At 47.2% G+C, this 25,287-nt stretch carries 23 protein-coding genes; 22 read left to right on the forward strand and 1 reads right to left on the reverse strand.

Translation table 11 applies throughout. From position 1 onward, the window contains the following. Positions 1 to 35 precede the first annotated feature (35 nt). A complete protein-coding gene (locus NSQ38_RS06765) occupies positions 36 to 503 on the reverse strand; it encodes a heme-degrading domain-containing protein (RefSeq protein ID WP_339788029.1) in 468 nt (155 codons plus the stop codon). A gap of 240 nt (positions 504 to 743) precedes the next feature. On the opposite strand from NSQ38_RS06765, the gene lspA reads away from it, so the two are divergent. The 22 genes from lspA (at position 744) to NSQ38_RS06875 (ending at position 25,224) form a co-directional block, all read left to right on the forward strand. After that, complete coding sequence (gene lspA, locus NSQ38_RS06770; RefSeq protein WP_036606631.1) at positions 744 to 1,235, forward strand: signal peptidase II; 492 nt, start codon at positions 744 to 746, stop codon at positions 1,233 to 1,235. 262 nt (positions 1,236 to 1,497) lie between these two features. Then, complete coding sequence (locus tag NSQ38_RS06775) at positions 1,498 to 2,736, forward strand: extracellular solute-binding protein (protein ID WP_339788032.1); 1,239 nt, start codon at positions 1,498 to 1,500, stop codon at positions 2,734 to 2,736. Positions 2,737 to 2,760: 24 nt separating this feature from the next. Beyond that, entirely contained in the window at positions 2,761 to 3,627 is an 867-nt protein-coding gene (locus NSQ38_RS06780) for a sugar ABC transporter permease (protein WP_036606633.1), read from the forward strand. Further along, positions 3,627 to 4,454, forward strand: a complete 828-nt coding sequence (locus tag NSQ38_RS06785; RefSeq protein ID WP_339788035.1) for a carbohydrate ABC transporter permease — start codon at positions 3,627 to 3,629, stop codon at positions 4,452 to 4,454. The genes NSQ38_RS06780 and NSQ38_RS06785 overlap by 1 nt, the downstream gene beginning before the upstream one ends. A gap of 541 nt (positions 4,455 to 4,995) precedes the next feature. Then, the gene (locus NSQ38_RS06790) at positions 4,996 to 6,768 is read left to right on the forward strand and encodes a sensor histidine kinase (protein WP_339788038.1); all 1,773 of its coding nucleotides are present in this window, start codon (positions 4,996 to 4,998) and stop codon (positions 6,766 to 6,768) included. Further along, entirely contained in the window at positions 6,758 to 7,552 is a 795-nt protein-coding gene (locus tag NSQ38_RS06795) for a response regulator (RefSeq protein WP_339788041.1), read from the forward strand. Before NSQ38_RS06790 ends, NSQ38_RS06795 begins: the two co-directional genes overlap by 11 nt. Before the next feature lie 114 nt (positions 7,553 to 7,666). After that, complete coding sequence (locus NSQ38_RS06800; RefSeq protein ID WP_339788044.1) at positions 7,667 to 8,986, forward strand: extracellular solute-binding protein; 1,320 nt, start codon at positions 7,667 to 7,669, stop codon at positions 8,984 to 8,986. A gap of 38 nt (positions 8,987 to 9,024) precedes the next feature. Beyond that, entirely contained in the window at positions 9,025 to 9,906 is an 882-nt protein-coding gene (locus tag NSQ38_RS06805; protein WP_338589132.1) for a sugar ABC transporter permease, read from the forward strand. Positions 9,907 to 10,122: 216 nt separating this feature from the next. Beyond that, positions 10,123 to 10,986 carry a carbohydrate ABC transporter permease gene (locus tag NSQ38_RS06810; protein ID WP_339790420.1) on the forward strand — a complete coding sequence of 288 codons (864 nt, stop codon included), beginning with the start codon at positions 10,123 to 10,125 and terminating at the stop codon, positions 10,984 to 10,986. Positions 10,987 to 11,222: 236 nt separating this feature from the next. After that, the gene (locus NSQ38_RS06815) at positions 11,223 to 12,632 is read left to right on the forward strand and encodes an MATE family efflux transporter (protein ID WP_339788047.1); all 1,410 of its coding nucleotides are present in this window, start codon (positions 11,223 to 11,225) and stop codon (positions 12,630 to 12,632) included. A gap of 222 nt (positions 12,633 to 12,854) precedes the next feature. Beyond that, positions 12,855 to 13,751: an AraC family transcriptional regulator gene (locus tag NSQ38_RS06820; RefSeq protein WP_084650287.1), complete on the forward strand. Its 897-nt coding sequence runs from the start codon at positions 12,855 to 12,857 to the stop codon at positions 13,749 to 13,751. A gap of 251 nt (positions 13,752 to 14,002) precedes the next feature. After that, positions 14,003 to 14,713, forward strand: coding sequence for a response regulator transcription factor (locus NSQ38_RS06825; RefSeq protein ID WP_338589125.1), 711 nt, complete (start codon positions 14,003 to 14,005; stop codon positions 14,711 to 14,713). Then, positions 14,710 to 16,215 (forward strand): HAMP domain-containing sensor histidine kinase, encoded by a 1,506-nt coding sequence (locus NSQ38_RS06830; RefSeq protein ID WP_338589123.1) that lies wholly within the window; start codon positions 14,710 to 14,712, stop codon positions 16,213 to 16,215. Before NSQ38_RS06825 ends, NSQ38_RS06830 begins: the two co-directional genes overlap by 4 nt. A gap of 57 nt (positions 16,216 to 16,272) precedes the next feature. Beyond that, positions 16,273 to 17,382: a hypothetical protein gene (locus tag NSQ38_RS06835; protein ID WP_339788050.1), complete on the forward strand. Its 1,110-nt coding sequence runs from the start codon at positions 16,273 to 16,275 to the stop codon at positions 17,380 to 17,382. A gap of 239 nt (positions 17,383 to 17,621) precedes the next feature. Next, positions 17,622 to 18,509, forward strand: a complete 888-nt coding sequence (locus NSQ38_RS06840; RefSeq protein WP_076216798.1) for a rhodanese-related sulfurtransferase — start codon at positions 17,622 to 17,624, stop codon at positions 18,507 to 18,509. 12 nt (positions 18,510 to 18,521) lie between these two features. Continuing rightward, the gene (locus tag NSQ38_RS06845; protein ID WP_338589118.1) at positions 18,522 to 19,169 is read left to right on the forward strand and encodes a winged helix-turn-helix transcriptional regulator; all 648 of its coding nucleotides are present in this window, start codon (positions 18,522 to 18,524) and stop codon (positions 19,167 to 19,169) included. A 196-nt stretch (positions 19,170 to 19,365) separates the two neighbouring features. Then, positions 19,366 to 20,223, forward strand: coding sequence for an Rpn family recombination-promoting nuclease/putative transposase (locus tag NSQ38_RS06850; protein WP_339788053.1), 858 nt, complete (start codon positions 19,366 to 19,368; stop codon positions 20,221 to 20,223). 256 nt (positions 20,224 to 20,479) lie between these two features. Further along, the gene (locus tag NSQ38_RS06855) at positions 20,480 to 20,641 is read left to right on the forward strand and encodes a hypothetical protein (protein WP_339788056.1); all 162 of its coding nucleotides are present in this window, start codon (positions 20,480 to 20,482) and stop codon (positions 20,639 to 20,641) included. Between the two features lie 341 nt (positions 20,642 to 20,982). After that, entirely contained in the window at positions 20,983 to 22,032 is a 1,050-nt protein-coding gene (locus NSQ38_RS06860) for an ABC transporter substrate-binding protein (RefSeq protein WP_339788059.1), read from the forward strand. 104 nt (positions 22,033 to 22,136) lie between these two features. Beyond that, positions 22,137 to 23,057, forward strand: a complete 921-nt coding sequence (locus NSQ38_RS06865; protein WP_017691724.1) for an ABC transporter permease — start codon at positions 22,137 to 22,139, stop codon at positions 23,055 to 23,057. 2 nt (positions 23,058 to 23,059) lie between these two features. After that, complete coding sequence (locus tag NSQ38_RS06870; protein WP_339788062.1) at positions 23,060 to 23,854, forward strand: ABC transporter ATP-binding protein; 795 nt, start codon at positions 23,060 to 23,062, stop codon at positions 23,852 to 23,854. A gap of 191 nt (positions 23,855 to 24,045) precedes the next feature. Next, positions 24,046 to 25,224, forward strand: coding sequence for a winged helix-turn-helix domain-containing protein (locus NSQ38_RS06875; RefSeq protein WP_339788065.1), 1,179 nt, complete (start codon positions 24,046 to 24,048; stop codon positions 25,222 to 25,224). Positions 25,225 to 25,287 lie beyond the last annotated feature (63 nt).

Raw genomic sequence — 25,287 nt, forward strand, 5'->3', positions numbered from 1 at the left:
TATTGATCAGGTGGGCTTTTTTTGCTCCACTTAATCTAGTTTTGCTGCAACAAAAACGAGCGAATGCCGGTCGTGACCAGATCATGGTCTTCTTCATCGGGCAAACCTGATACTGTAATGGTGCCGACCTGTCCCTCATTTTCCAGAATCAGCGGGAAAGCGCCACCAGCCAGGACATAGTCCGATGAAGGCAGATTGAAGTCTTGCTCAAGCTTTTGGTTTTCGCTTCTTAACCTCAGAGCCGTATGCCAAGAACTGGAGGAGAAATGATTCACCACGTTGTTCTTGCGGCGAATCCAGTTTTCGTTGTCGGGATGAGTGCCTTCCATCGCATGCAAAAAGAGACGATGTCCTTTCAGGGTAACGTCGATGGTCACGGCTTGGGAGCGACGCTTCGCTTCTTCAACCAGATGCAGGCCAAGGTTAAGCGCCGTTTCAGAATCAAATGTGCCAAATACCAAGTCCATTTCTTCCTGCTGCATTTCCTTTAATTTTTCGATCATGGTCAGGTTCAAATTACAGGCAGCCCCTTTACATATATGATTGATGTCTACATTCGACATGAATAGGTTTAGTACCTTCCAAATGCGGACTGGACGATGTTAGTGGATGTTATAGGCGTGGTTGAAGACGGCTCATTTGGAGAGCATACATCGGCTGTGTTAAAGTGAAGGGAACCTAATATACTCAAAACTCTTAAAGTTAAAATAAGTTATCGCTAAGTAGGCAGGAGGAGAAGCACGATGCTGTTTTATTTTGTAGCACTGCTGGTGACTTTGGTGGATCAGGGAACCAAGATTGCAGTGAGGATGTATATGGAAGTTGGCGACGTCATGAGACTGGGTAACTCGGGCATGCAGTTACAGCATTACGAGAACAGTGGCATGGCGGGCAGCATGTTTCAGGGAAATGCACGGCTGTTCGGTGTGATTGCTGTTCTGTTCATAGCGGGCATGCTGTATTATCGGAGTAAAGGTGAGATTCGCGGTTTCTGGATGCAAGCTGGCGCGGGTTTTATGGTCGGTGGGGCTTTAGGAAATGCGATCGATCGATTTATATATGCGCGGGTAACGGATTTCCTCGTGTTTCCGTCAGGACGCGGGATTTTGAATCTCGCTGATGTCGCAATTAACATCGGTGTGGTCATGATCATCATCGGCATGTTGATTCGTGCATATCAGAGTTATCGAGCCAAACGTTTACGCAATGCTTTGCCGAAAGCAGAACGTTCGTAATAGGTTGGATAAAAGCGTTACAGTGGCTGAATATAAGCTTATTAAATGAGGGACATTGGATATCATCCAGTGTCCTTTTTGTTATGCCCGATTCAGGTCATGGGAAGAACTGCCGTGATTCATTTTTACCGAAACCGTTTTAGAAATAATAAAGACTTATATCATCCACTCAGATTGAAGTTAGTTTGGAAGGATTAACCAAATGGTTATTTCACCATCTGAATGGGTAAATTCTTACGTATAAAGCTGAGGGAGGTACAACATGAGAACAACGCTTACCAAGGCTCTCGGGACAATGTTGCTTTGTGGAATGATGGCTGTACTTTTATCTTCCTGTACCAGTGGAGATAGCGCGAATGGCAAAGTGCAGATTGAATTTTTCCAGAACAAGCCTGAAGCCAAAACAACCTTTGATGAATTAATTAAAACGTTTAATGCGGAGCATGACGATATTCAGGTGACACAGGTGAATCCGCCAGATGCGGAGACGGTCTTAAAAACGCGTGTCGTCAAAAATGATATACCGGATATTATGGCCATGGGTGCAACCGACACCTATTCCATTCTGGCCCAGAGTGATATTTTCACCGATCTGACGGACAGCTCATTACTCCAGACGATTGATCCAAACTACATACAAATGCTGAATGATCTCACAGGCATGGACGAAGTAACAGGTATTCCTTACGCGACTAATGCAAACGGCATCATGTACAATAAAACGCTGTTTAAGGAAATGGGATTGGACGTGCCCAAGACGTGGGATGAACTCATTGCAACCGCCCAAAAGATAAAAGATGCAGGTGAGATTCCATTTTACTTCACATACAAGGATGACTGGCAGACAAGCCTGCCGTTCAATGCACTGGCCTCCAATCTGGTCGGTATTGATTTCTACCAAGAGCGGCGCGATAACAAAGTGACGTTCAAGGAGAAGTACCGCGAGGTAGCTGAGAAGCAGCTGGAACTCATGAAGTATGGTCACAGCGATAACTTTGGTAAAGCGTATTCGGACGGTAACCGTGCCTTCGCTAACGGTGAAGCTTTCATGTACATCCAGGGAACCTGGGCCATCTCGGAGATTCGCAAAGCTAACCCGAATGTGGACATCGGTTTCTTCCCATTCCCAACGGGCAACGATGCAAGCAAGATCAAGCTGGTGAACGGGATCGACTCCCTGTTTACCATTGCGGCGGACACGCCTAATCGCGAGCAGGCAGAGACGTTTATTGCATTCCTGTTAAAGCCTGAAAATATCGGAAGGTACATTGATGAACAGACGCTGTTCTCTGCGGTAGAAGATGTGAAGCAGGATGATCCTGCCGTACAGGAATTGATGCCATATATCGAGCAGGGCAAGGTTGTTGACTTTGCCGATCACTATATTCCGGCTGCCGTGCAGTTGAATTCCATCGTACAGTCCTTTTTGCAGAACCAAAACATCGACAACTATCTAGATACACTCGACAAAGAATGGGACAAGGTTGCCAATCGGCGTTAAGCCTTGTCTGAAGGAGGATGGAGTATGAACAAACGTATCGCACCTTACTACTGGATGACGGTTCCGGCGGTTGTATTGTTCTTTGTATTTATGACACTGCCGGCCCTCCAGGGCATCTATTATTCATTTACGAATTATAACGGATTCGGGAAAGAGTATGATTTTGTTGGCTTTAAAAACTATTTCAATCTGTTCCAAGATGACAACGTGGGTAACGCCTACTGGTTTACATTCAAATTTGCGATCGTGGTGACGATCCTGACCAATATTCTGAGCCTGCTCATTGCACTCGGGCTGAATGCCAAGATTAAGTTCCGTAACTTTTTCCGCGGCATCTACTTCCTGCCCAATATTCTGAGTGTACTGATCGTAGGTTACATATTTAACTACCTGTTCTCCAACGTATTCCCGATCTGGGGGCAAAATCTGGGCATCAACGCGCTATCCACCAACATTCTCGGCAGCGAGAGTCTGGCTTGGATCGGTATCGTCATTGTTGCAGTATGGCAATCTGTGGCGCTGAATACGATTCTGTATTTGGCTGGTCTGCAAACGATACCAACGACACTATACGAGGCATCCAACCTCGATGGTGCAGGCAAATGGCGTGAATTCTGGAGTATTACTTTCCCGCTGATTGCACCTTTCTTCACCATTAATATGGTGCTGGCGATGAAAAACTCACTTATGGTCTTCGACCAAATCGTAGCCTTGACCAACGGTGGTCCCGGACGGGCGACGCAGTCCATCTCCCATCTGATCTACACCGGCGGATTTGAAGGCGGCGAATATGCATATCAATCTGCGAACTCGGTTATTTACTTCATCGTTATTGCGGTGATTTCAATTCTGCAAATCCGGTTCCTGCAAAGAAGGGAGATGGATCTGTAATGAGAAGCCGTACACGAATCAATTGGCTCGTTATGCTGCTTGTTGTGCTGGGTACCCTGTTTATCCTGTTCCCATTGTATATGACCGTTACGATTGCTTTGAAAAATCCGGAGCAGATGGCCCAATCGGTCTTTGCCATCCCGACAACGCTTCACTGGGAGAATTTCTCGAGGGCCATCGACATGACAAACTTCTTCCAGTCGTTCCGTAACAGTGCGATTGTGACCGCATCAACCGTGCTTTTGACGTTGCTCAGTAACTCGATGGTGGCCTATGCCATTGCGCGAAATATGGAGAAACGCAAGTTTTTCAAAGGGCTGTATTATTACTTCGTCAGCGCGATGTTCATTCCGTTCCCAATCATCATGCTGCCGATTGTTAAGCTGACCGCATCCTTGGAGATGACGAATCTGGTAGGTCTAATCCTGCTGCACACGGTCTATGGTCTGGCATTCAACGTATTTGTATACGTTGGATACATCCGGTCTATTCCGGTAGCGCTGGAGGAAGCGGCTTTTGTAGATGGGGCGACAACTTGGGGCACGTTCTGGAAAATCATTTTCCCGCTCATGGCACCCATCAGTGCCACGGTTGGTATTCTGACCTGTCTGTCCACGTACAACGACTTCTTGCTGCCTCTCATTATTATCAGTGATCCGGGACAATACACGCTGCCGCTGGTACAGTATGTATTCCAAGGACAGTTCAATACCGAGTTTAACCTTGCATTCGCATCATACCTGCTCGCGTTGCTGCCGATGATTATCATCTATCTGTTTGCGCAGAAGTGGATCATCAACGGGGTTACACAAGGGTCTGTGAAATAACTGAAATTATGTAGGGAAGAAAAAGATAGATGTAAAAGGAATGGACATATGTAAAGGGAAGATGAGTAAAGAGAGGTGGACTGTAAAAGTCCCCTCTCTTTGTTTTTGATCCTTGTCATTTAACGTTTGGGAACTATTGAGAGGATTGATTAACCTGTAAAACTATGCTATTTTTTAGTCGTTAGTTTAATCGGTAAACAAAGATAGTGAGAAGAAGATTGAGGTTCAATTTTGCAAGCGCTTTAACTATATAAATTGAACTAAACATTTGCACGAGAACGGAGAGGGCAGAAATAACCTGAAAAAGCGGAGCGTTCGCCTTTATCCCCGGATTTTCCCCTTTAAAAAGGGAATCAAAAAATCTGGGGATAACAGCGATTGGAAGGTTATTCTGTCATCGTAGTGGCAAGTGTAAATATTCTTTCGTTCATTTTATATAGGGGAACTGAATACGTAGATAAATCCGGCATCGTTTGTACCCAGTCTTCAAGAGCACGGGCGTAAGGTGGTGGGTTCTTTTACATGCCAAAAAGAGAGGAGAATGGGGAAGTTGCACGGGAAGAAAGGACATTTTAACTCACTTCGGAATCAGATCTTCATTGGTTTTGTTATGGTGATGCTTGTTGTTCTGCTGCTCGCAGGCATATCGGCCTATGATCGGATAGCTGCTCTGCTGAAAAGCAATGCGGAGAAACATATTCACCAAACCGCCGTCCAAGCCAGTGGCAGATTGGATGCACTCATTGCACAAGTGAATTCACTGACCGCCCAGGTGGCGGATGATTCATACGTGCAGCGTCTGCTTAGCGATGAGAAGCAAGGCAACCCGGCCACCTTTAATCAGCGCCAAGCGCTCTTGCAGATTGCAGGCAGCTATCAGTCTTTCATCAATGGTGCGCAGAGTATGGAGATATACACTACGGGTTATAACCGCATCTTTCCGATGGATGACCGATCCCTCGATCTCAGAGTAGAGCGCAACTGGATCAACCTGGCGGATGAAGGAAAAGGCAGACTGGTATGGGCAGGCGCTGACCCTGAAGATCCGGGTGTGCTTCTGGCTATTCGTCGGATTAACCTGCTGGATCATTCTTTCGAACATGGAGGTTATGTGGTGGTACGGATGCAACGCAGTTTTTTTCAACTCAATGATTCGAATGGGTCAGATGGTTCGCAGGACTCTATCATGCTCTTGGATGGTGCAGGAGAAGTGGTGACTTCCGATCTGGAGATAAATCTCGATCCCAAGGCCATATTGGACAGCGGATCAGTCGTGCAAAACGGGGAGGAATCCTACATCGTCGTCCGGCAAAAATCGGAGTTAACGGGATGGACACTTGCTGTCCTGACCCCGCTGCGGGAGACAACGGAAGGTGTATCCATCCTGAGGACGGCGCTGCTCGTCTCGGGAATGATTGGTGTTGTTCTGTTCCTCATCATGTCCTTCTTTCTGTCCACGATGATTACACGTCCGCTCATACGGCTGATGCGGGCTATGCGCAGTGCACAGCCAGGAGCAATGAGACCTAATCTAATGGTCAGCTCTACGATGGAGATCAATGAACTCAACGAAGTGTATAACCAGATGGTTTACAGGCAGAACGAATTGACCCGTGTGGTTCATGAGAAGGAAATCATGCAGTCCCGGGCCGAGCTGAAGGCGTTGCAGTCTCAGATTAATCCTCATTTTCTATTTAACACCCTGGAGGCGTTCTATTGGTCCCTTGAAGAAAAGGGAGACGAGGAGATGGCACGTATGGTCGTGGCAATGTCCCGATTATTTCGCTACATTATCTCCAGTTCGCAGCAGGATGAATGGGTTACGATTGCCGACGAGCTGGAACACGCCGAGCGTTATCTTCGTATTATGCAGATGCGGTTGGGAGACAGAATGCAATGGGAGATTCAGCTGGACGATGCGGTTCGTAAGGTCCCCATTCCGAAACTGCTTATACAGCCCTTGGTCGAAAATGCGATTCTCCACGGCATTGAAAGTAAACTGGGACCGGGAAAGATAAGCATCCATGTGTATGCTTCGACCGAGGAGAATCTGGTTCGCATTGAGGTTCGGGATGATGGTCCCGGTATGGATGAATTACGGCTTCAATCTGTCATTCATGCCTTACATGGTGGCCCCGCTGTATCTAACAAGGGGACAGGCGTAGGTCTAATCAACGTACATCGGCGACTGAAGCTTTACTTTGGCAGCCAACTTGGCGAACGTTGCAGGCTTTCCATAACAAGTAAGGTTGGGGAAGGAACTGTCATTTCCTTTGAGATTCCCATGGGAACGGAGGGTGCATATGATTCATGACAAAACGATTCTTATCGTGGATGATGAGCCGCGTACAAGAGAGGGTATTCGCAAGACACTGGAAGGATGGTCGGCAGGACGAAATCACATTCAGACTGCAGAAAGTGGCGTCGAGGCCGTGGAATGGCTCAAGAAAAAGCCGGCAGATCTGTTAATAACGGATGTTCGCATGCCAGAATTCTCTGGCTTGTCTCTGATTGAGGCCATTCAACATTTTTCCAACAAGCCTGTTGTCCTGATTATGTCAGGACATGCCGATTTTCAGTACGCCCAGCAGGCCATTAAGCTGGGTGTCGTGGAGTATATGTTGAAACCAATTGATAAAGAACAATTGCTGCAGACCGTCGAAAAAGCCTTGAAGTTCAGCGAACAACAGCGGCGTATTCAAACGATGCAGGAAATGGTTGACCCCAAGTTGCTGGATGTTAAGGAGCGCGGGGAACAGAGGCTTAATAGCCAGATCAGTGAAGCTTTGGCCTATGTGGATACTCATCTGGGTGAACATGTGACCATGCGTGAAATCGCTGAGTTACTCCATCTCAACTCCAGTTACTTCAGTGTATTGTTCAAGGAACAGATCGGCATCAATTTTAGTGAATACCTTACCCGCAAACGCATTCAGCGCGCGAAGGAGTTGCTTGTACAGACAACGATGCCCATCTCGGAGATTGCCGAACAGGTGGGTTATCAGACGGATAAATATTTTATCACGGTATTTAAAAGTCTTGAGGGACTTAGTCCAAGCAAATATCGGCATTCCCTATCTGAACGAGATAACAAATAACCTCAAAAAAGTGGAGTTTTTCCAAATTATTCTGGCCTTATAGGGGTGATAGGCCCGTGCTACAATTTTGTTAAAGCGGTTACATTAACCGAAAAAACCAAGGGGGTTGGGATAATGAGCAAAAAGACGATGGCCATTCTTCTGTCATGGACGCTGGTTCTCGCCGTAATTTTATCCGGATGTAACAGTTCAAGTTCGGATCAAGAGGGTGAAACGGGCAGCAACGGCACAGATGGGAAAGTAACCCTCAAATTCATGCACCTCTGGCCAGCAGGCAGTTCCGCACAGCAAAACAAACTGGTCAACGATATCATCAAGCAGTATCAGACGGATCATCCCAATGTGACCATTAAGCAGGAAGTGCTGGAGAATGAACAATACAAGAACAAATTGAAAATTCTGTCGGCATCGAATGAACTTCCCGATGTTGGTGTAACTTGGGCTGCTGGATTTCTGGAGCCTTATGTGAAGGGGAATCTGTTTGCACCGGTCGATGATCTGCTGAGCGGCTCGCTGGGCGAGAAATTCATAGCCGGAACAACAGAAGCCTATGCCATAGACGGCAAAACGTATGCGTTACCAATCGAGTTGAATATCTCCCCCATTTATTATAACAAAGCCATTTTTGCGAAATATAACTTGCAGCCGCCAGCAACGTACGATGAATTCCTGAGTGTGCTGAAGACACTGACAGATAACGGTGAGGTTCCGATCGCACTGGGTAATAAAGACCGCTGGACCGGCTCACTCTGGTATATGTATCTGGCGAATCGGTTAGGTGGAGATGCACTGGAAAAGGCGATCAATGGCTCCGGCAAGTTTGACGATCCTGCGCTGACTCAAGCTGCTGCCGAGGTACAAAAGCTGGTGGATATGAATGCCTTCAACAAAGGCTTCAACGGGTTGTCCAACGATGAGGGCAAATCCGAATTCATGAATGAAAAGGCTGCCATGTATCTGATGGGCACCTGGGAACTGCCAAACTTCACGACCAACCCGGACATCCCGCAGGAATTCAAGGACAAGATCGGATTTTTCAAATTCCCAACGATGGAAGATGGCAAGAGTGATATTAACAGCTGGGTAGGTGGACCAGGCGTAGGGCTGTTCGTGGCCCAGAACTCCAAAGTGAAGGAAGAAGCGGCGAAGTTCGTGCAATACTTTGTGGAAAAATGGGGTGAGAGTTCGGTGACTGAAGCAGGCGTCATCCCGGCTACCAAAGTAGATACAGCTGCAGTACAGCTGCCACAGCTTTACATTGACCTGCTCAACGAATTGAATCAGGCCAGCAGTCTCACACTTTTTGCAGACGTGCAGATGAAACCGGCAGCCGCTCAGGCACATCTGGATATGATTCAGGCGCTGTTTGGCAAAGCGGTAACACCGGAGGACTTTGTGAAGAATCATCAGGCTGCGATTGATAAAGGCAATTGACGTACACACGTTTGAACGCTTGAAGGGAGGATAATGTGATGGACAAAGTCATGTCCAACCGTCTCGTTGCTGCGTTGTACGTGCTTCCTGCACTGCTTCTGCTGCTGGTCTTGGTTTACATCCCAATCGTGCTCACCGGGTATTATGGGTTGATGCAATGGGACGGGATCGGTGCAATGACCTATATTGGATTGGATAATTACGCCAGACTGCTTCAGGACGGAACATTCTGGCAGAGTGCGGGTCATACTTTTTTGCTTGCTTTGTTCTCTGCGCTGAGTCTGATCGGTTATCTGATGATTGCTTTGGTGCTGTCAGGCAAAATCAAGGGTGCCAATCTGTTCCGCAAAATATATTTGATCCCGATGCTGCTGTCTTCGGTCGCGATCGCCCAGTTATGGCTGAAGATCTATCATCCCAGCAATGGTGTGCTGAACACCTTTCTGGAAGCGATCGGCTTCAGCAATCCGCCAGCCTGGCTGGCGGAACCATCCCTGGTGCTGTATGCATTGTTCGTACCGATACTGTGGCAGTATGCAGGCTTCTATATTTTGATCTATTATGCGGCACTCAAAAATATTCCGGAATCTCTGGTGGAAGCAGCCCGGATTGATGGAGCAAGCCCTTGGCAGATCGCTTTTCGAATCAAGCTGCCGCTTATTACTGAGGTGATCAAGGTGACCGTTGTACTGGCTGTGGTAGGTTCACTCAAGTATTTTGATCTCATCTACGTGATGACCGATGGCGGACCGAATGGTTCCAGCGAAGTGATGGCCTCCTATATGTATCGTCAGGCGTTCCGTAGCTTCGACTTTGGTTACGGCAGTGCTGTAGGTTTCTTCCTGCTCTTGATCTGTCTGCTGGTTACCTGGCTGCTTCGAAAAGCGACAGCATCCAAAGATACGATCCAGTATTCCTGACGCTAGTTCGTGTCTGAAAACTCGCTGAAGTGCATCTTTTACCGCCTTTTCGCCCCCTGCTGCGTCACTTTCCCTTGACGTGCCCCGGCACGCCTGCGGAAAATTTCCTTGCTTGGAACGAAAATTCGGCAAAATCTGCCACCTTCGGAGTTTCCAGACACGCCCTAGTGAAATGAAAGGAGGTCCATCCCGGTGAAGACGGATACGGCCGTTAGATTGCCAACGTACCCGGGGACAAGCCGAGGTTCGGCATGGTTAAGGAGATTCGGATATGTTCTGCTGTATTTCCTCTTGTCCCTGGTAGCTTTGCTGCAAATTTTGCCCTTGGTATGGCTGCTGTTATTCTCGCTTAAAAATAATCAGGAAGTATTCGACATGGCGCCTTTTTCCCTTCCTGCTACCCCGCGTTGGGAAAACTATGTCAAGGTATGGACAGAGGGAAATATCAGCTTATACTTCTTCAACAGTGTATGGATTACGGCGGTCTCGGTTGTGTTCACCGTGCTGTTTGCCAGTCTGGTGACCTTTGCCATTACACGTATGCGCTGGAAGGGTCGCTCGTTGATATTGGGGTTATTCATGGTGGGTCTAATGATCCCTGTGCACTCCACATTGATCCCACTGTTCAGCTTGTTCCTGAAGCTTAATCTCACCGATCATCCTTTGTCAGTCATCTTGTCTTACATTGCCTTTAATATGCCAATTACCATTATGATTCTACTGGGATTCTACTACGCGCTTCCCCGTGAAGTGGAAGAAGCCGCAGTGATGGATGGCTGCTCCGTGCATCGGATTTTCTTTCAGATTGTGCTGCCGATGACGTCTTCGGTCATTTCCACAACGGCGATCATCAACATGATCTATAACTGGAATGAATTTATCTTTGTTAATACGTTCATCAGTACAGATTCGTACAAGACCTTAACTGTTGGGGTACAGAACTTTATCGGTCAATATACAACAGATTGGGGAGCGATTGGTGCAACGCTGATGATTAGTATTTTGCCGATCCTGATTGCGTTTCTCATCCTGAGTAATCGAATCGTAGAGGGAATTGCTGCGGGTTCTGTTAAAGGTTAAAAGGCTGGGGATCTAAGGTCCTTCCATTACTTGCTTAAAAGCGAGTCGGGAGGGGCCTTTTTTATCTTCTAAAACCTCGGGCAGGCGTACGGAAACAGGGCTTGATGAAAACGCTGAAAATACCTATTTATGGAATTACAAAAAACTTTCAACTATTTTCGCAAAACTACTGCATTTTCAAACTACCTGTGCTAACATACCCTAAGAATTAAAGCCCACATGGGAAAGGTGAGAAAATGACAGCAATATCCTCAACCAAAGAGTCCCTTCGTTCTGATGCCAAGGATCTGAATCTGATTCGACTGACATGGCCTATTTTCTTGGAACTCTTCTTATTTATGTTGATGGGGAGCGTGGATACGCTCATGCTCAGCTCGGTATCCGATAATGCGGTCTCCGGCGTTGGAGCAGCCAATCAGATTATTTCTATCGCTATCCTTGTATTGGAAGTCATTGGACATGGTGCTGCGATTGTAGTCGCACAATATATCGGATCGAAAAAGTTAAGTGAAGCAGCGCAGGTTACAGGTAATGCGATCACACTGAATCTTATCGTAGGTCTGGTCCTGAGCGGAATCTTCCTTCTGTTCGGAGGACAATTGCTAACACTTCTGAATATTCAAGGCGAAATTTATGATTTTGCCCGTTCGTATATAAATATCGTTGGTGGCGGGATCTTCCTCCAGGCACTCATTAATGCGCTGGCTGCGACGATTCGTACACATGGTTACACCAAAGAAACGATGTATGTTGCTGTATTCATGAACGTGATTCACGTTGTTGGTAACTATGCATTGATCTTTGGACACTTCGGCCTGCCGAAGCTTGGGGTGGAAGGTGCAGCAATCTCCACGGTGGGAAGCCGGTTTATCTGCCTGCTGATCTTCTTCTGGTTGTTGTATCGTGTGAGCGAGGTACGGGTGGATTTTGAATACTACATTAAGTTGTCCAAGAAATTCATTGGCAAAATTCTGCGGATTGGCATTCCGTCTGCGATGGAATCGATGGTATATCATTCCTGCCAGCTCGTGTTCACGCTGTATGTGACCTATCTGGGTGCAGAAGCTATGGCAACCAAGCAGTATGCGGGTAATATCTCCAGCTATATCTACTTGTTCAGCATGGCGATTGGTATGGGGACATCGATTATTGTAGGCCGGCTTGTGGGTGCGCGGCGCAAAGACGATGCGTACAAACGTGTTTTTGACAGTGTAAAATGGGCCCTTCTGGCCACGGTTATCATTGATGTAATCATCATTTTATTCCGTGTGCCACTGATGAGCATATTTACGGATAATCCGGAAATTATCAAGCTGGGGGCTCAAGTGATTCTGCTTAGTCTTTTGCTCGAAACCGGGCGTACCTGCAATATTGTGATCATTGGTTCCCTGCGTGCGGCAGGGGATGCAAAATTCCCGGTATACATGGGGCTGATCTCCATGGTCTGCATGAGTCTGCCACTGGGGTACCTGCTCATATTCCAGCTTCATCTGGGGCTCGCTGGTGTGTGGCTTGCCATTGCGGCTGATGAGTGGACGCGTGCGGTCATTATGTACTTCCGCTGGAAGAGTAGAGCTTGGGAGAAACATGAATTGGTGGAGCATGATGATGAAGAGGTTGGTGCACAGCCGGTGCCAGCTGTCTGACGAATAGATAAATGAACCTGCTGTAGATCAATGAAGTGGCTCAACAGTAGCCACAGGGCAGCAGTTTCCCAGAAGAGTCAATTACGGAAAGGATTCCATCCGTGATTGGCTCTTTTTTGCGTTCGGGATAGAGGCCAAACGAAGTGAAGATAGCAAAAATGATCAAAACGACGATGACATCCTTCACGTATAGTAAGGATATGGAAGGGGGCTTTACCTCAGTTGAGCCGTTATCGTGCAATGATTCAGCAAAGTTTGTTCTATATTGAGACTCATCTGCATGAGCAGATTGGACTGGAAGAAGTGGCATCCGAAGCGTTGTTGTCGCCATATCACTACCATCGAATTTTCCGTAATGAGGTGGGCATGACGGTAGTGGATTATATCCGAAACCGTCGGATGAGTCTGGCGTCCACGACCCTGCGGTCGACGGATGCGGGCATTTTGGACATCGCGCTGGCATGTGGCTTTGAGAGTCAGGAAGCGTTCACCCGTGCATTTCGTAAATTATATGGCATGCCACCAGGACGTTTTCGCAAATTGTTCGATCTGAAATTATTCGAAGGAAGAACCAGAGGAGGGGAATTACAGATGAATCAGACGTCAACGATTACAGGTTGGATGTTAACCGGAAGTCATCCGCAAAATTATGAGATGGGCATTGATCCTGCCGAAGTGCATCAGGGAAAAGCTTCAGGATATTTGAAGGCAGTTACGCCGATGGAGCCCAACGAATTTGCAACTATGATGCAACAGTTCAGAGCAGACAAGTATGTGGGCAAGCGGATGAAGTTATCGGGATTCGTGAAGACCGAGCATGTGGATGCGTTCTGCGGATTATGGATGCGTGTGGATAATAACGTTCATGATGTACTCCAATTTGATAACATGCATGATCGGCCAATTACGGGTACGCAGCCATGGAATCAGTATAGTATTGTGCTTGATGTACCGGAGGGCAGCGCGGTCATTTCATTCGGGGTTATTTTGAACGGTAAAGGAAAAGTGTGGGTCGACAGCTTCCGCTTCGAAGAAGTGGATCTGAACACACCGCTGACACATATGGAGACAGAGTACGAGATGTCGGACGAGCCGCTCAATCTGTCATTTGAGGAGTAAATGCAGAAGGGGCCTTAAACGGCTGACTTAAACATTAACATGATTTGGAAATCTATAGATCAAGGGCTGATCCAATTATGGGTTGGCTCTTTTTGTTGCCTTTGGGGTATAAAGAAAGTAGAGCCAAGTCCAAGCTGAGAGGATGAAAGTCTCTCATACAAATTGCAAACTCATCCATAGCTAATTCCCACGGACCTTGCTAACATAGACCCATAAACTAACTCATGACATAGATAAAGAGGATGAATCCCATGAATAAAAAAGTGCTCGTGGTAGATGACGAATCAAGCATCGTCAGTGCCATTGCTTACGCGCTGCGGCGCGAAGGATATGAAGTAGAGACTGCGAGTGACGGCGAAGAGGCCTTGGTTAAGGTCGCATCGTTTCACCCGCAAGTCATGATTCTGGACGTCATGATGCCAAGACTTGATGGGTACGGTGTATGCCGGAGGCTGGAAGACCGGGAGGATATCGGCATTATTTTGCTAACTGTCAAAAATGATATCGTGGATAAAATCGTTGGCCTGGAAATGGGCGCCGATGATTATATGACCAAGCCATTCGAGATCCGTGAACTGCTCGCAAGGGTGAAAGCGCTCATGCGCCGTGTCGAGAAAAGCAGTCCACCACCTGACGATTCGAAGAATCAGGCCATCGTGAATGGCACACTGCGTATTCATGTTGCTCACCGCACCGTGACCGTGAATGAGGAGAAGCTGGATCTGACCCCAAAAGAGTTCGATCTGCTAACCATTCTCATGTCTAATCCTGAGCGTGTGTATACACGAGATGATCTTTTGGATCGGGTCTGGGGTATGGAATATGCGGGTGGGACACGGACCGTGGACATTCACATCCAGCGTTTGCGTAAGAAAATTGGAGATACAGATCAGCAAAAATTGCAGACCGTATACGGGATTGGTTACAAAGCATCTGCTCCTGAAACAGGCGGGGCCATATGAGAGTCAGCATCAAGCTGAAGTTCAGTGTTTTTCTGGCAGCCTTGCTTATCCTGACCGTGGTTGTACTTAGTTCACTGGTCCTGCGCGGTATTGAACGCAATCAGCAGTCACAGATTGAAGGTATTTTATCGCAGCAGACACGGTTGGTGAATCTGAATGTGAGACAGTCCTACTACACCGAGTCCGTTCATCTGGATCAGGACGTTTTTTTACAGCGAAATGGCCGCAGGCTGGCACAGGAACTGGCCAACTCTACCGGATTGCCAATAGCACTCTATAACATGACAGGCCAGCAGGTGGGAGCATCCTTCGCCTCCAGCGAGAGTGAACTTGTTCAGGAAACGCTAGACTATGCGCTGCAAAATAAAATAGCCTATCATGAGCAGGGTGAGACCCTGCTCTATGCCGCACCGCTGGATGGTCCGGATGGACAGATGGGCGCCGTATGGATACAATATCCTGTCCAGAGCTACCATGAATTTTATACTCGCATCCTTCAATTGTTCATCTGGGCCGGAATTACCGTTGTGGCGCTGAGCTTCATATTAGGTTATCTGTTCTACAATCGGTTTGCTGTCGCGATTACCCGGCTGAAGAGGTCCGCAGACTCCATTCGCGAAGGGAACTACATTACGGAGTCTCCTGTAAGGCGCAAGGATGAACTGGGGGAGCTGGGGCAGGGCATTTATTATATGAGTACATCCATTCAGCAAAACATCACAGCCATGCATGCGGAGCAGGAGAAGCTGCAACTGGCGATTAAGAAGCTTCAGGCGCTGGAACAGCAACAGAAACAATATATCGGTAACATCAGCCATGAGTTCAAGACACCGCTAACGTCGATCAAAGCTTATGTGGAGCTACTCGACATGTATAAGGATGATCCGCAACTGCTTGATGATGCCACAAGTAACATTGGCAAAGAAACGGAGCGGCTGTACGAGATGGTGGAGAAAGTATTACATTTATCTGCCCTGGAGAAGTATGACTTCGAGAACCAGGCCGAAGATGTAGAGGTCAGTGCTCTGCTGGAGGATGCCTGTGGCCGGATGCGTGGGAAAGCGGAGAAGTTTGCGCTGAACATGGAACTGGATCTTGAACCGGCGGTGATCCGCAGTGATCGGGAGAGTCTTATGCATATTTTCATCAACATGCTGGATAATGCGATCAAATATAACGTTCCGGATGGTGTGATCCGGGTGAAGAGTGAACTACGGATGCAGGGGCGTCAAGCGGTCATTCGCATCTACAACTCGGGTACACCGATTCCGGCAGAGGCACGGGAGAAGATTTTTGAACCCTTTTACACCGTGAACAAAGACAGGGCCAGAAAAACTGGCGGAACAGGACTGGGACTATCTCTCGTGAAGCAGTTTGTTGAAAAACAGGGCGGTACAATCACCCTGCTGTCGGGTGATCCAGAAGATGGGGAAGGTGTGGCATTCCAACTCGTATTTCCTTTGGCTGATGCAAGTTTACAAGTTCGAAACAAGTCTGAATAACTTTGGAAGTATGCCGTGTGTATGCTTGGTCTTATAGAAGAGAAACCAGGGGGGACCATGATGAATTGGAAACAAGCAGCTTTGGGCACGTTCGGGGCCATCGTCCTGTTAACAACAGCAGCATGCGGGGGAATAACAGAGCCGGGGGGCAACACACAAGGCGGGAAGACGGGAACCGATATTACGGTGAAAGATAACACCAACACATCCGTCTACCAGAGCTTTAAGCTGGAGAAAATAGATAAATTGCCAAATATGCGCGGGATTACCTGGCTCAGTGATGATTGGATTGTATCCGACAAGGAGAACAAGTCCTTGAAACCCGTCACCGTTGAAGGTCAGGAAAGGTACCCGCATAACTTATACATGTATGATCTAACCAAAGGTACAGATACGCCGCTCAAGGAAAGTGAAGCGAATCTTGGTGCACCGCTGGTGTCACCGGATGGTCAGTACCTATTCTATCGGGAGCCGGAGGAAAACACGGGAAAAGGCTATATTCTGAACCTGCATAACGGGGAAACAACCCCTGCTGGTAAGGAGGATGGATTTATCCAAGAGGGTGCGTGGCTCGATAATGACCATGTTGTTTTTCCCAATATGAAGGGTGATCTCATCTCGGCAAGTGTGGACGGTACAACGAAAGTGCTGGTGGAGACAGGCAATTTCAATGTTCGAAGCATCAAGGTTGCGAATGATACCATCTATTATATTACGGGCGAAGACGGCCAGTTGAATGCATATGACGTGAAGACGGGTGACGTGAAACAGGTGCTGAAAAGTGTGGAGTGGGTCATTCCTTCCAATGACGGAACAAGGCTTGCGATTGTGAAAAGAACAGCGGATACCAAACGGGCGCTGGTGCTCACCGATCTAGAAGGCAATGAGAAGGCCACTCTCGCCAGAGGCACGCAGATTTTCGGCACAAGCTGGTCGGGTGATGATTCCAAGATTGCATACACCATCAATTCAGAGAATGATAATGAGAAAGGGCTGTTTGTTTCCAACACGGAATCGGCTGAGCAGTTCCAGATCTCGGCGGATATGGACAACGCTTCTGACCCGCTCGCCTGGAGCCCGAAAGGCAATAAGATCCTGTTATCGCAGGCCATATTGGAGAATGAGTCTTATCACTTTGTGACCTCGGTCATTACGATCTCGGAATAGGGTGAATGGTGCAGAAAGATATGTTCCATATCTTTCATCCCTTTCTATACATTTATATTGACTAAGCTGTTCCGCTTCCGATAAACTAGAATGCAGGAATAAAAGTCGAATGTCAGGCAGCAGTTCGAGACGATGTTTCGGGCGGCTGTTTATTTTCTTTTTACAAGTAAGGGTGCAACGTAGTCGTCTTGCCGGATGATCCGGCTAATAACAACATGGAATAGGAACAGGTGATATACATGTGTAACAGCGCGTACCGCGTGCTTTTATATTATAAGTTCGTGAAGATTGAAGACCCCGAGACGTTTACACAAGAGCATCTGCAATACTGCAAGGACCTCGGTGTGAAAGGCCGTATTCTGATCGCATCCGAAGGCATTAACGGTACGGTATCCGGAACGCCCGAACAGACGGAACAGTACATGAAAGACATGCTGGCTAATCCGTTGTTCAGCGATATGGTGTTCAAGATTGATGATGTGGAAGAGCATGCGTTCAAAAAAATCTTTGTTCGTCACAAAGCAGAGCTGGTTACGTTCCGCGTGGACGAAGATCTTGATCCTAATGTGATTAGCGGCAAACGCCTCTCACCGAAAGAGTTCCATGAACATCTGCAACGTGATGATGTCATCGTTATCGATGGTCGCAATGATTACGAATACGAAATTGGTCATTTCCGCGGGGCCATTCGTCCAGATGTCGAGTCGTTCCGTGAGTTTCCGGAGTGGATCCGCGAGAACCTGGGTGACATGAAGGACAAAACGATTATTACCTACTGTACTGGTGGCATTCGTTGCGAGAAGCTGACCGGGTTCATGATCAATGAAGGATTCCAGGACGTGGCTCAATTGGACGGCGGTATTGTCACGTACGGTAAAGATCCGGAAGTACAAGGCCATCTGTTCGACGGCAAGTGTTACGTGTTTGACGAGCGGATCTCTGTACCGATTAACCGGACAGACGAGGATATTGTCATTGCCAGCTGTTATCACTGTGGAACGACACATGACCGATATATTAATTGTCCAACCTGCAACCTGCAGCATGTAAGCTGTGAGGATTGCGAAGAGACGCATAACCGCTTTTGCTCGGATGCCTGCCGGGAGGCAGCACCGGTACACGCATAAGCAGGAGAGCAGGTGCTGATCGTGAAGCGCGAAGAGGAACGAACGACGCGTGAACGGATTTTGTTCATGCTGAAGCAGCAAGGTACATTGACCGCGAGGGAAATGACAGCTGATCTGGGTCTGACCGGCATGGCCATTCGCCGTCATCTGACGGCACTGGAGCAGGACGGATGGATCGAGGTTCGGGAGGCCCGGGCTACGGCCGGACGTCCGTCCTCGGTGTACCAATTGACGGTACGCGGGGACAGCTTTTTTCCAAAATCATATTCGTCCCTTACGCTGGAACTGCTTGAAGAATTGTCTGACTCAGCCGGGAGTGGTGTGGTGGATGCATTGTTCGAGAGTCGCCGGGACAAGCTGCTTCGCAGCGGATTGCCACAGATGGAGGGCCAGGATCTGGCCGGACGGGTGGAGGAACTCGCGCGAATCCAGAATGCCAACGGATATATGGCGGATGCATCCAGAGAAGAAGATGGAACCTACGTTATTACGGAAATGAACTGCCCGATTGTGCAAGTCGCGAGTGTCTACAAGCAGGCTTGCCGCTGTGAACTCGATCTGTTCCGCTCGCTGCTTCAAGCTGAGGTAGAGCGTACCGAATGTTACGCCGATGGCGGCAAAAGGTGCAAGTATGAGATTCGCGAAGCGTCGGGGAATTAATTGGTTTATACACAAGAGATTGTTTCGATTCGTCGAAATAGTCTCTTTTTTTGATAATGAATTACGTATAAACGCTATTTACGTATGGAAATGCGTGTTATAATGAAGCTAACATCCAGTGCATGTTCGCATCCTTATATTTGCTGATACTTCAGCAGATATATTCTGTTCAATTTGCGCGTAGGAGTGAATAATAATGACAGAGTTGCTTGATCCCAAGAACGATTATGTGTTCAAACGAATCTTTGGAAGTGAAGAGAATAAGGATGTTCTTCTGGCTTTTCTGAATCATACCTTCAAAAATGCAGGTGAGTCTTTACTGACCGAGATTGTGTTAATCAACCCTTATCTGGACAAGGATACACCGAGAGATAAACAGTCCATACTGGACATACGGGCCAAAACAGATCAAGGTGAGCTAATTAATGTTGAAATGCAGTTGTTTAATCAGTATGATTTAGAGAAGAGGACTTTGTTCTATTGGGGTAAACAATATTCCGGACAATTACTTGAAGGACAGAGATATAGTCAACTCAAAAAATGCGTAGCGATCAACATTGTTAATTTCAAAATGCTCGCTAATGATCAGTACCACAACGTATTTCATTTAAGAGAAGACCATACTGATATTCCGTTGACGGATGTTATAGAGATTCATTTTATGGAAATACCAAAGCTGAATGATGAAAATATTCAAATAAAGGATGGATTGGTGCGTTGGCTGTTATTTCTGAAAGGAATGACTAAATCAAGCTGGGAGGCGTTAATGATGCACGAACCCGAACCGGCTTTGAAAAAAGCCATGAGTGTATTAGAGTTTCTGAGCCAGGATGAGCAAGCACGTCAACGATATATTGACCGTCAGAAATTTCTATGGGACGAAGCTTCCATGATTGAGGGCGCACGAGAAGAGGGTCTCAAGAAAGGTGAAGCTGAGAGCAAGCGGAAAATCGCAATGAATATGCTCACTTTAGGTCTTGATCAGGCTACTATTATTAAAGCTACCGGGCTAACACCATCTGAATTAGAAGAACTGCAAAAAGAAAAGGAATAAAGCACTCTGGAGCTATCCATTGATCGATATAAGGTGACCATACCCAAAGTACACTGGGAGGGATGCCTCTTTTTTTGAAAATTTTAAATATGAAAAATCTCATGATGAAGCACAATACTTGTCTGGAGCGGAGATAGCTGCCGTGATTGCCCAGTTATCAATTACCCATGAAGCAGCAACTATGTCACGGTAATCCCAACCCGGGTAACATACTCCTTCGAGAGCATGATACCTTTATTCCAGCATTCGCATCTTTATGGAGGAGTATGAGAAGTTGTCCGGTATTGGTTATGCAGATATCGAACCTTGGATTAAGCTTGTTGCGGTACGCAAATTGATCGCGGATGCCATATCGGAAGCGGAGAAAACAATGCTCGTGGACGAGATTAGAAGAAGACTTCATATTCCATTTTCATGAGTAAGACTTTATGTTGTTGTATCCATGGCGACCATCTACAGAACAATGTGGGTGGTTTTTTGTTTAATGTAATGTTTTCTATCACAACCATACGATGAAACTAAATTGGAAGCGGTTCAACCATTGACGGATATCGGGACGCCCCTTAATATTAGGGGAACAATAAAACACCAACACGGGTCATGGACTTCAGTCGCATGAGAAAAGTCTATATTTGTCTGCTTTTGTCGATCAAAGCAACAATGCGTTGAAGCGTTCGTTTTGTCCCGCCCTATCGTGTCAATGGAATTCAGATCGATAAGGTTAACCACATTTTATAAGATGGAGAGGGGTTCTCACACATGAAAAAGAAATTTTGGATGTCACTGATGATGGTTGCTTCAATGATCGTTGCGGCAGGTTGCGGAAATAACAGCGGTACAAGCTCGGAATCCGAAGGATCGGGCAGTACAACAGGTGGAGGCAGCGAGGAAAAATCATACCAGATTGCCATCTCCCAGATTGTTGAACATCCATCCCTGGATGCTACACGCGAAGGTTTCATCGCAGCCCTGAAGGATGCGGGTATTGAAGAGAACAAGAACCTTAAAATCGATTACAATAATGCGCAAGGTGATTCAACGAACAACCTGTCCATTGCACAGAAAATCTCGGGTGATTCCAAAAATGATCTCGTACTCGGCATCGCAACACCATCTGCGTTGGCTCTGGCTCAACAAGTGAAGGACAAGCCATTGTTGTTTGCAGCAGTGACAGACCCACTGGGTGCCAAACTGGTGACCGATATGGACAAGCCGGGCGGCAATGTTACAGGTGCATCCGACACGAATCCAGAGGCCATCGTACAATTGGCTGACTTTATCGCTAAAAATCTGCCGGATGTGAAAACGGTGGGCTTGGTCATTAACGAAGGTGAACCAAATGCGGTGGTTATGGCAGATAACGCAGAAAAAGCACTCGCAACACATAATATCAAGCTGGTGAAAGCACCCGTTACGAATACATCTGAAGTAAAACAGGCAACGGATTCTCTTGTTGGCAAAGTAGATGCCTTTTACATCACACTTGATAATTCTGTCGTGAGTGCGGTTGATACGATCATCCAAACGGCGAACAGTAATAAAATTCCGTTCTTCTCCAGTGATCGGGATACCGTTGAAAAAGGAGCTTTCGCAACGGTTGGCTTCAAATATTATGACCATGGATATCAGGTGGGTGAGATGGCCGCGGATATTCTGAAAAATGGTACGAATCCTGGTGATATGAAAGTCACCGTTCCGGACAAGCTGGATCTGATCCTGAACCTGAAAGCGGCTGAAGCCCAAGGTATCATGGTTACAGATGAGATGAAAGCCGAAGTAAAAGACCAGGAAAACAACATTATTCAATAAGATTCATTCAATAATCTGACCGAAGTGTAATCCGGCAGTATGGATGCGAGGCGAACATGCAACGGGTTCGCCTCATTCTTTTCGATAGACAGGGAGGAAGTAGCGTGAGTATAAGCTGGAATTCAATTGAAGGAGCAATCGAGCTGGGGCTTTTATATGCACTGATGGCACTGGGTGTATACATTACGTTCCGCATACTCGATTTTCCTGACCTTACCGTAGACGGAAGTTTTACAACAGGAGGCGCAATCGCGGCGGTTATGATCTCCAATGACTTCTCTCCTTGGCTCGCCTGTTTGGCGGCAATGGCTGGCGGCATGGTGGCCGGGGCTTGTACAGGTCTGCTTCATACCAAAGGCAAAATCAACGGATTGTTATCCGGGATTTTGATGATGATCGCGCTTTACTCCATTAATATGCGTATTCTTGGCGCACCGAATAAATCCATTATGGGTATGGATAATCCATTCTCAGGTGAGCATGTCATGGTACTAATTATCATCGTCGTGCTGGTGTTTAAAATCATGCTCGATCTGTTCATGAAAACAGATGTTGGACTGGCACTCCGCGCGACAGGTGATAACAAACGCATGATTCGCAGCTTTGGGGCAAATACGGATGTGACTACCATTGTAGGTGTCAGCTTATCCAATGGATTGGTTGCACTGTCTGGTGCGTTCATTGCACAGCAATCAGGTTTTGCAGACATCACGATGGGCATCGGTATGATCGTTATCGGACTGGCTTCCGTCATTATCGGTGAGGCCATTCTTGGAGCAAGAACGGTATTCTGGGCGACACTTGCAGCGATCGTTGGTTCGATTATTTACCGGATTGTGGTTGCACTTGCCCTACAGGTCGAATGGTTTGATACATCTGATCTGAAGTTGATCACCGCGGTGATCGTCATTATTGCCCTTGTATTCCCAACGATGCAGCGCTCCATGAAGCAGCGAAGTCTGGCTCGCAAACGAACAGAAGAGTTGATGCGATCCGGGGGTCATCAGGCGAAGGGAGGTATGTGATCATGCTGGAGATTACGCAAGTAACCAAGCTGTTCAACCCAGGTACAACGGATGAGAAGACCGCGCTGGTTGGCGTGAATCTGACGATGAATCCGGGAGATTTTGTGACGGTGATTGGCAGTAACGGAGCGGGTAAATCCACGCTGATGAACATCATCTCGGGTGTGATGAAGCCGGATATGGGTGATGTACTGATCAATGACCGCTCCATTAAAAATCTGCCGGAGCATAAACGCAGCAGCTGGATTGGCCGGGTGTTTCAGGACCCGATGGCAGGAACAGCACCACATATGTCCATTGAAGAAAATATGGCGATGGCATACAAACGTGGTAAAGGACGCGGACTGGGCTTCGGAGTTACCCGTGCCAGACGTGAGGTTTTCAACACGCAACTGGAGAAGCTGGGAATCGGACTGGAGAAGCGTCCCAATGCAAAAGTGGGGCTTTTGTCTGGCGGTGAGCGGCAGGCACTCAGTCTGTTGATGGCTACGTTTACCCAGCCGCAGATTTTGCTACTGGATGAACACACGGCAGCCCTTGACCCTTCACGTGCCGAATTGATCACGGAACTGACGGAGACACTTGTGCGTGAGATGAGACTGACCACCCTGATGGTGACGCACAATATGGAACAGGCCATTCGTCTGGGTAACCGTCTAATCATGATGGACAAAGGACGAATTATTCTGGATGTCAGCGAAGAGCGCAAACGTACGTTAACCGTGCCTGAGTTGCTTGGTGAATTCGAACGGATTAGCGGCAAAAAGATGGCAGATGATCGTGTCGTGCTGGGTTAAGACAAGTGAATACTTGTTGGAAGAACAGATATACGTAGCGTGATCTACAATCTAAGCCAGCTATAAGATAGACGATAAAAACCTTTTGCGTTCTCGCAAAGGGTTTTTATGGTATGTTGAACACGTTGAAAAAATGGAATGAATCTATACTGTTCGGATTAGCGAATTATACATAGTAGGAGGAACCAGGCATGTCTTTGCAATTGGATGAAGGAACATATACTGTCACGCGGCGTACAGAGTCCATTCGCCTGCTCGCCAAGGAATTTGCACTGCTGCATTTTTTGTATGAAAACAAGGAAAAAGCCTTCACCCGCAGCCAACTGCTGGATCGGGTATGGCCGCTTGAATATCCGGTTGAACGCACCGTGGACGATCATATCTATCGCCTGCGCAAGAAGCTGAAACGCTGGGATGAGATCCGTCTGGATACAGTACGGGGCTACGGATACCGGCTTGCTGTGCATGATAACAAGTCCGCTCTACCCGCTAGCCCTTCTGCTCAGGACCCAGAAATGCAGGAAGTCATTCACGGATTACTTCGTAAATATCACTTGTTTGGGCAGGGAAATGCCATACAGACCCTGGTTCAACAGCAGGAAGCACTTGGCATTCAGATTGCCCCTTATTATCAGTTGTATATCCGTTTTATACAGGGAGATCTGGAGTGGCTGATTACAACGAAAGAAATTGCTTTTGAAGAGCGCTTATACTGGTTATTGATCTTTGTTCATTCGCTAATTGAACCATCAGAAAGCTTACCTTTGTATGAACAGGCGCTGAATTCATCGGCATTGTCTGCCGATCAGCTTCGGGAACTCCGCATTCTAAACATCGTTGAAGTCTATGTAGAGGCGGGCCAATATCAACGTGCCAAAGAGCAGCTGGAAGAAACATATCGTGTAATAGAGACTGACGAGCTCAAGAATTTCAGACTGCCTGTAGCACTTGCAGCGTTGTATGTGGAACTGTGGGGTGGCAGCGGTGAAGCTATTGAGGCCCAGATGGCAGTCCTGCGAGCGGGATTGAAGGATGCCCCGTATCTGCGAGAGATCGGACGTTTTCAGGTGATGGAGGGGTTATGGTTACTTCGGCAAGGACGAGTTCGTGAAGCGGAACTTAGAATGGATGATGGCCTGGACGTATTAAAGATGTCGCTGAACGCACCGCTATATCTGAATGCTGCATTTCAGATTCTCCAGTTCATGGGTCAACATCGAATTGAAGGCAGAATTCGCAGTAAGTATCGTCAAGTGTATGCAGAGATCGGCAAAAGTTACGGTGTACCCGCATATGGACAACAAATTGTAGATGAAATACGTAACTTTTTATCCCCTATCTCCCCATCCTCTGATCTTCCTCTGATATAACTCCTTTATGATTACAGCCAAGGAACATACAGACCGCTAATGGCTGTAATCAAGGGAGGAAGT

Origin of the sequence: Paenibacillus sp. FSL R7-0313 (assembly GCF_037969885.1) — a bacterium.
Lineage (GTDB): Bacteria > Bacillota > Bacilli > Paenibacillales > Paenibacillaceae > Paenibacillus.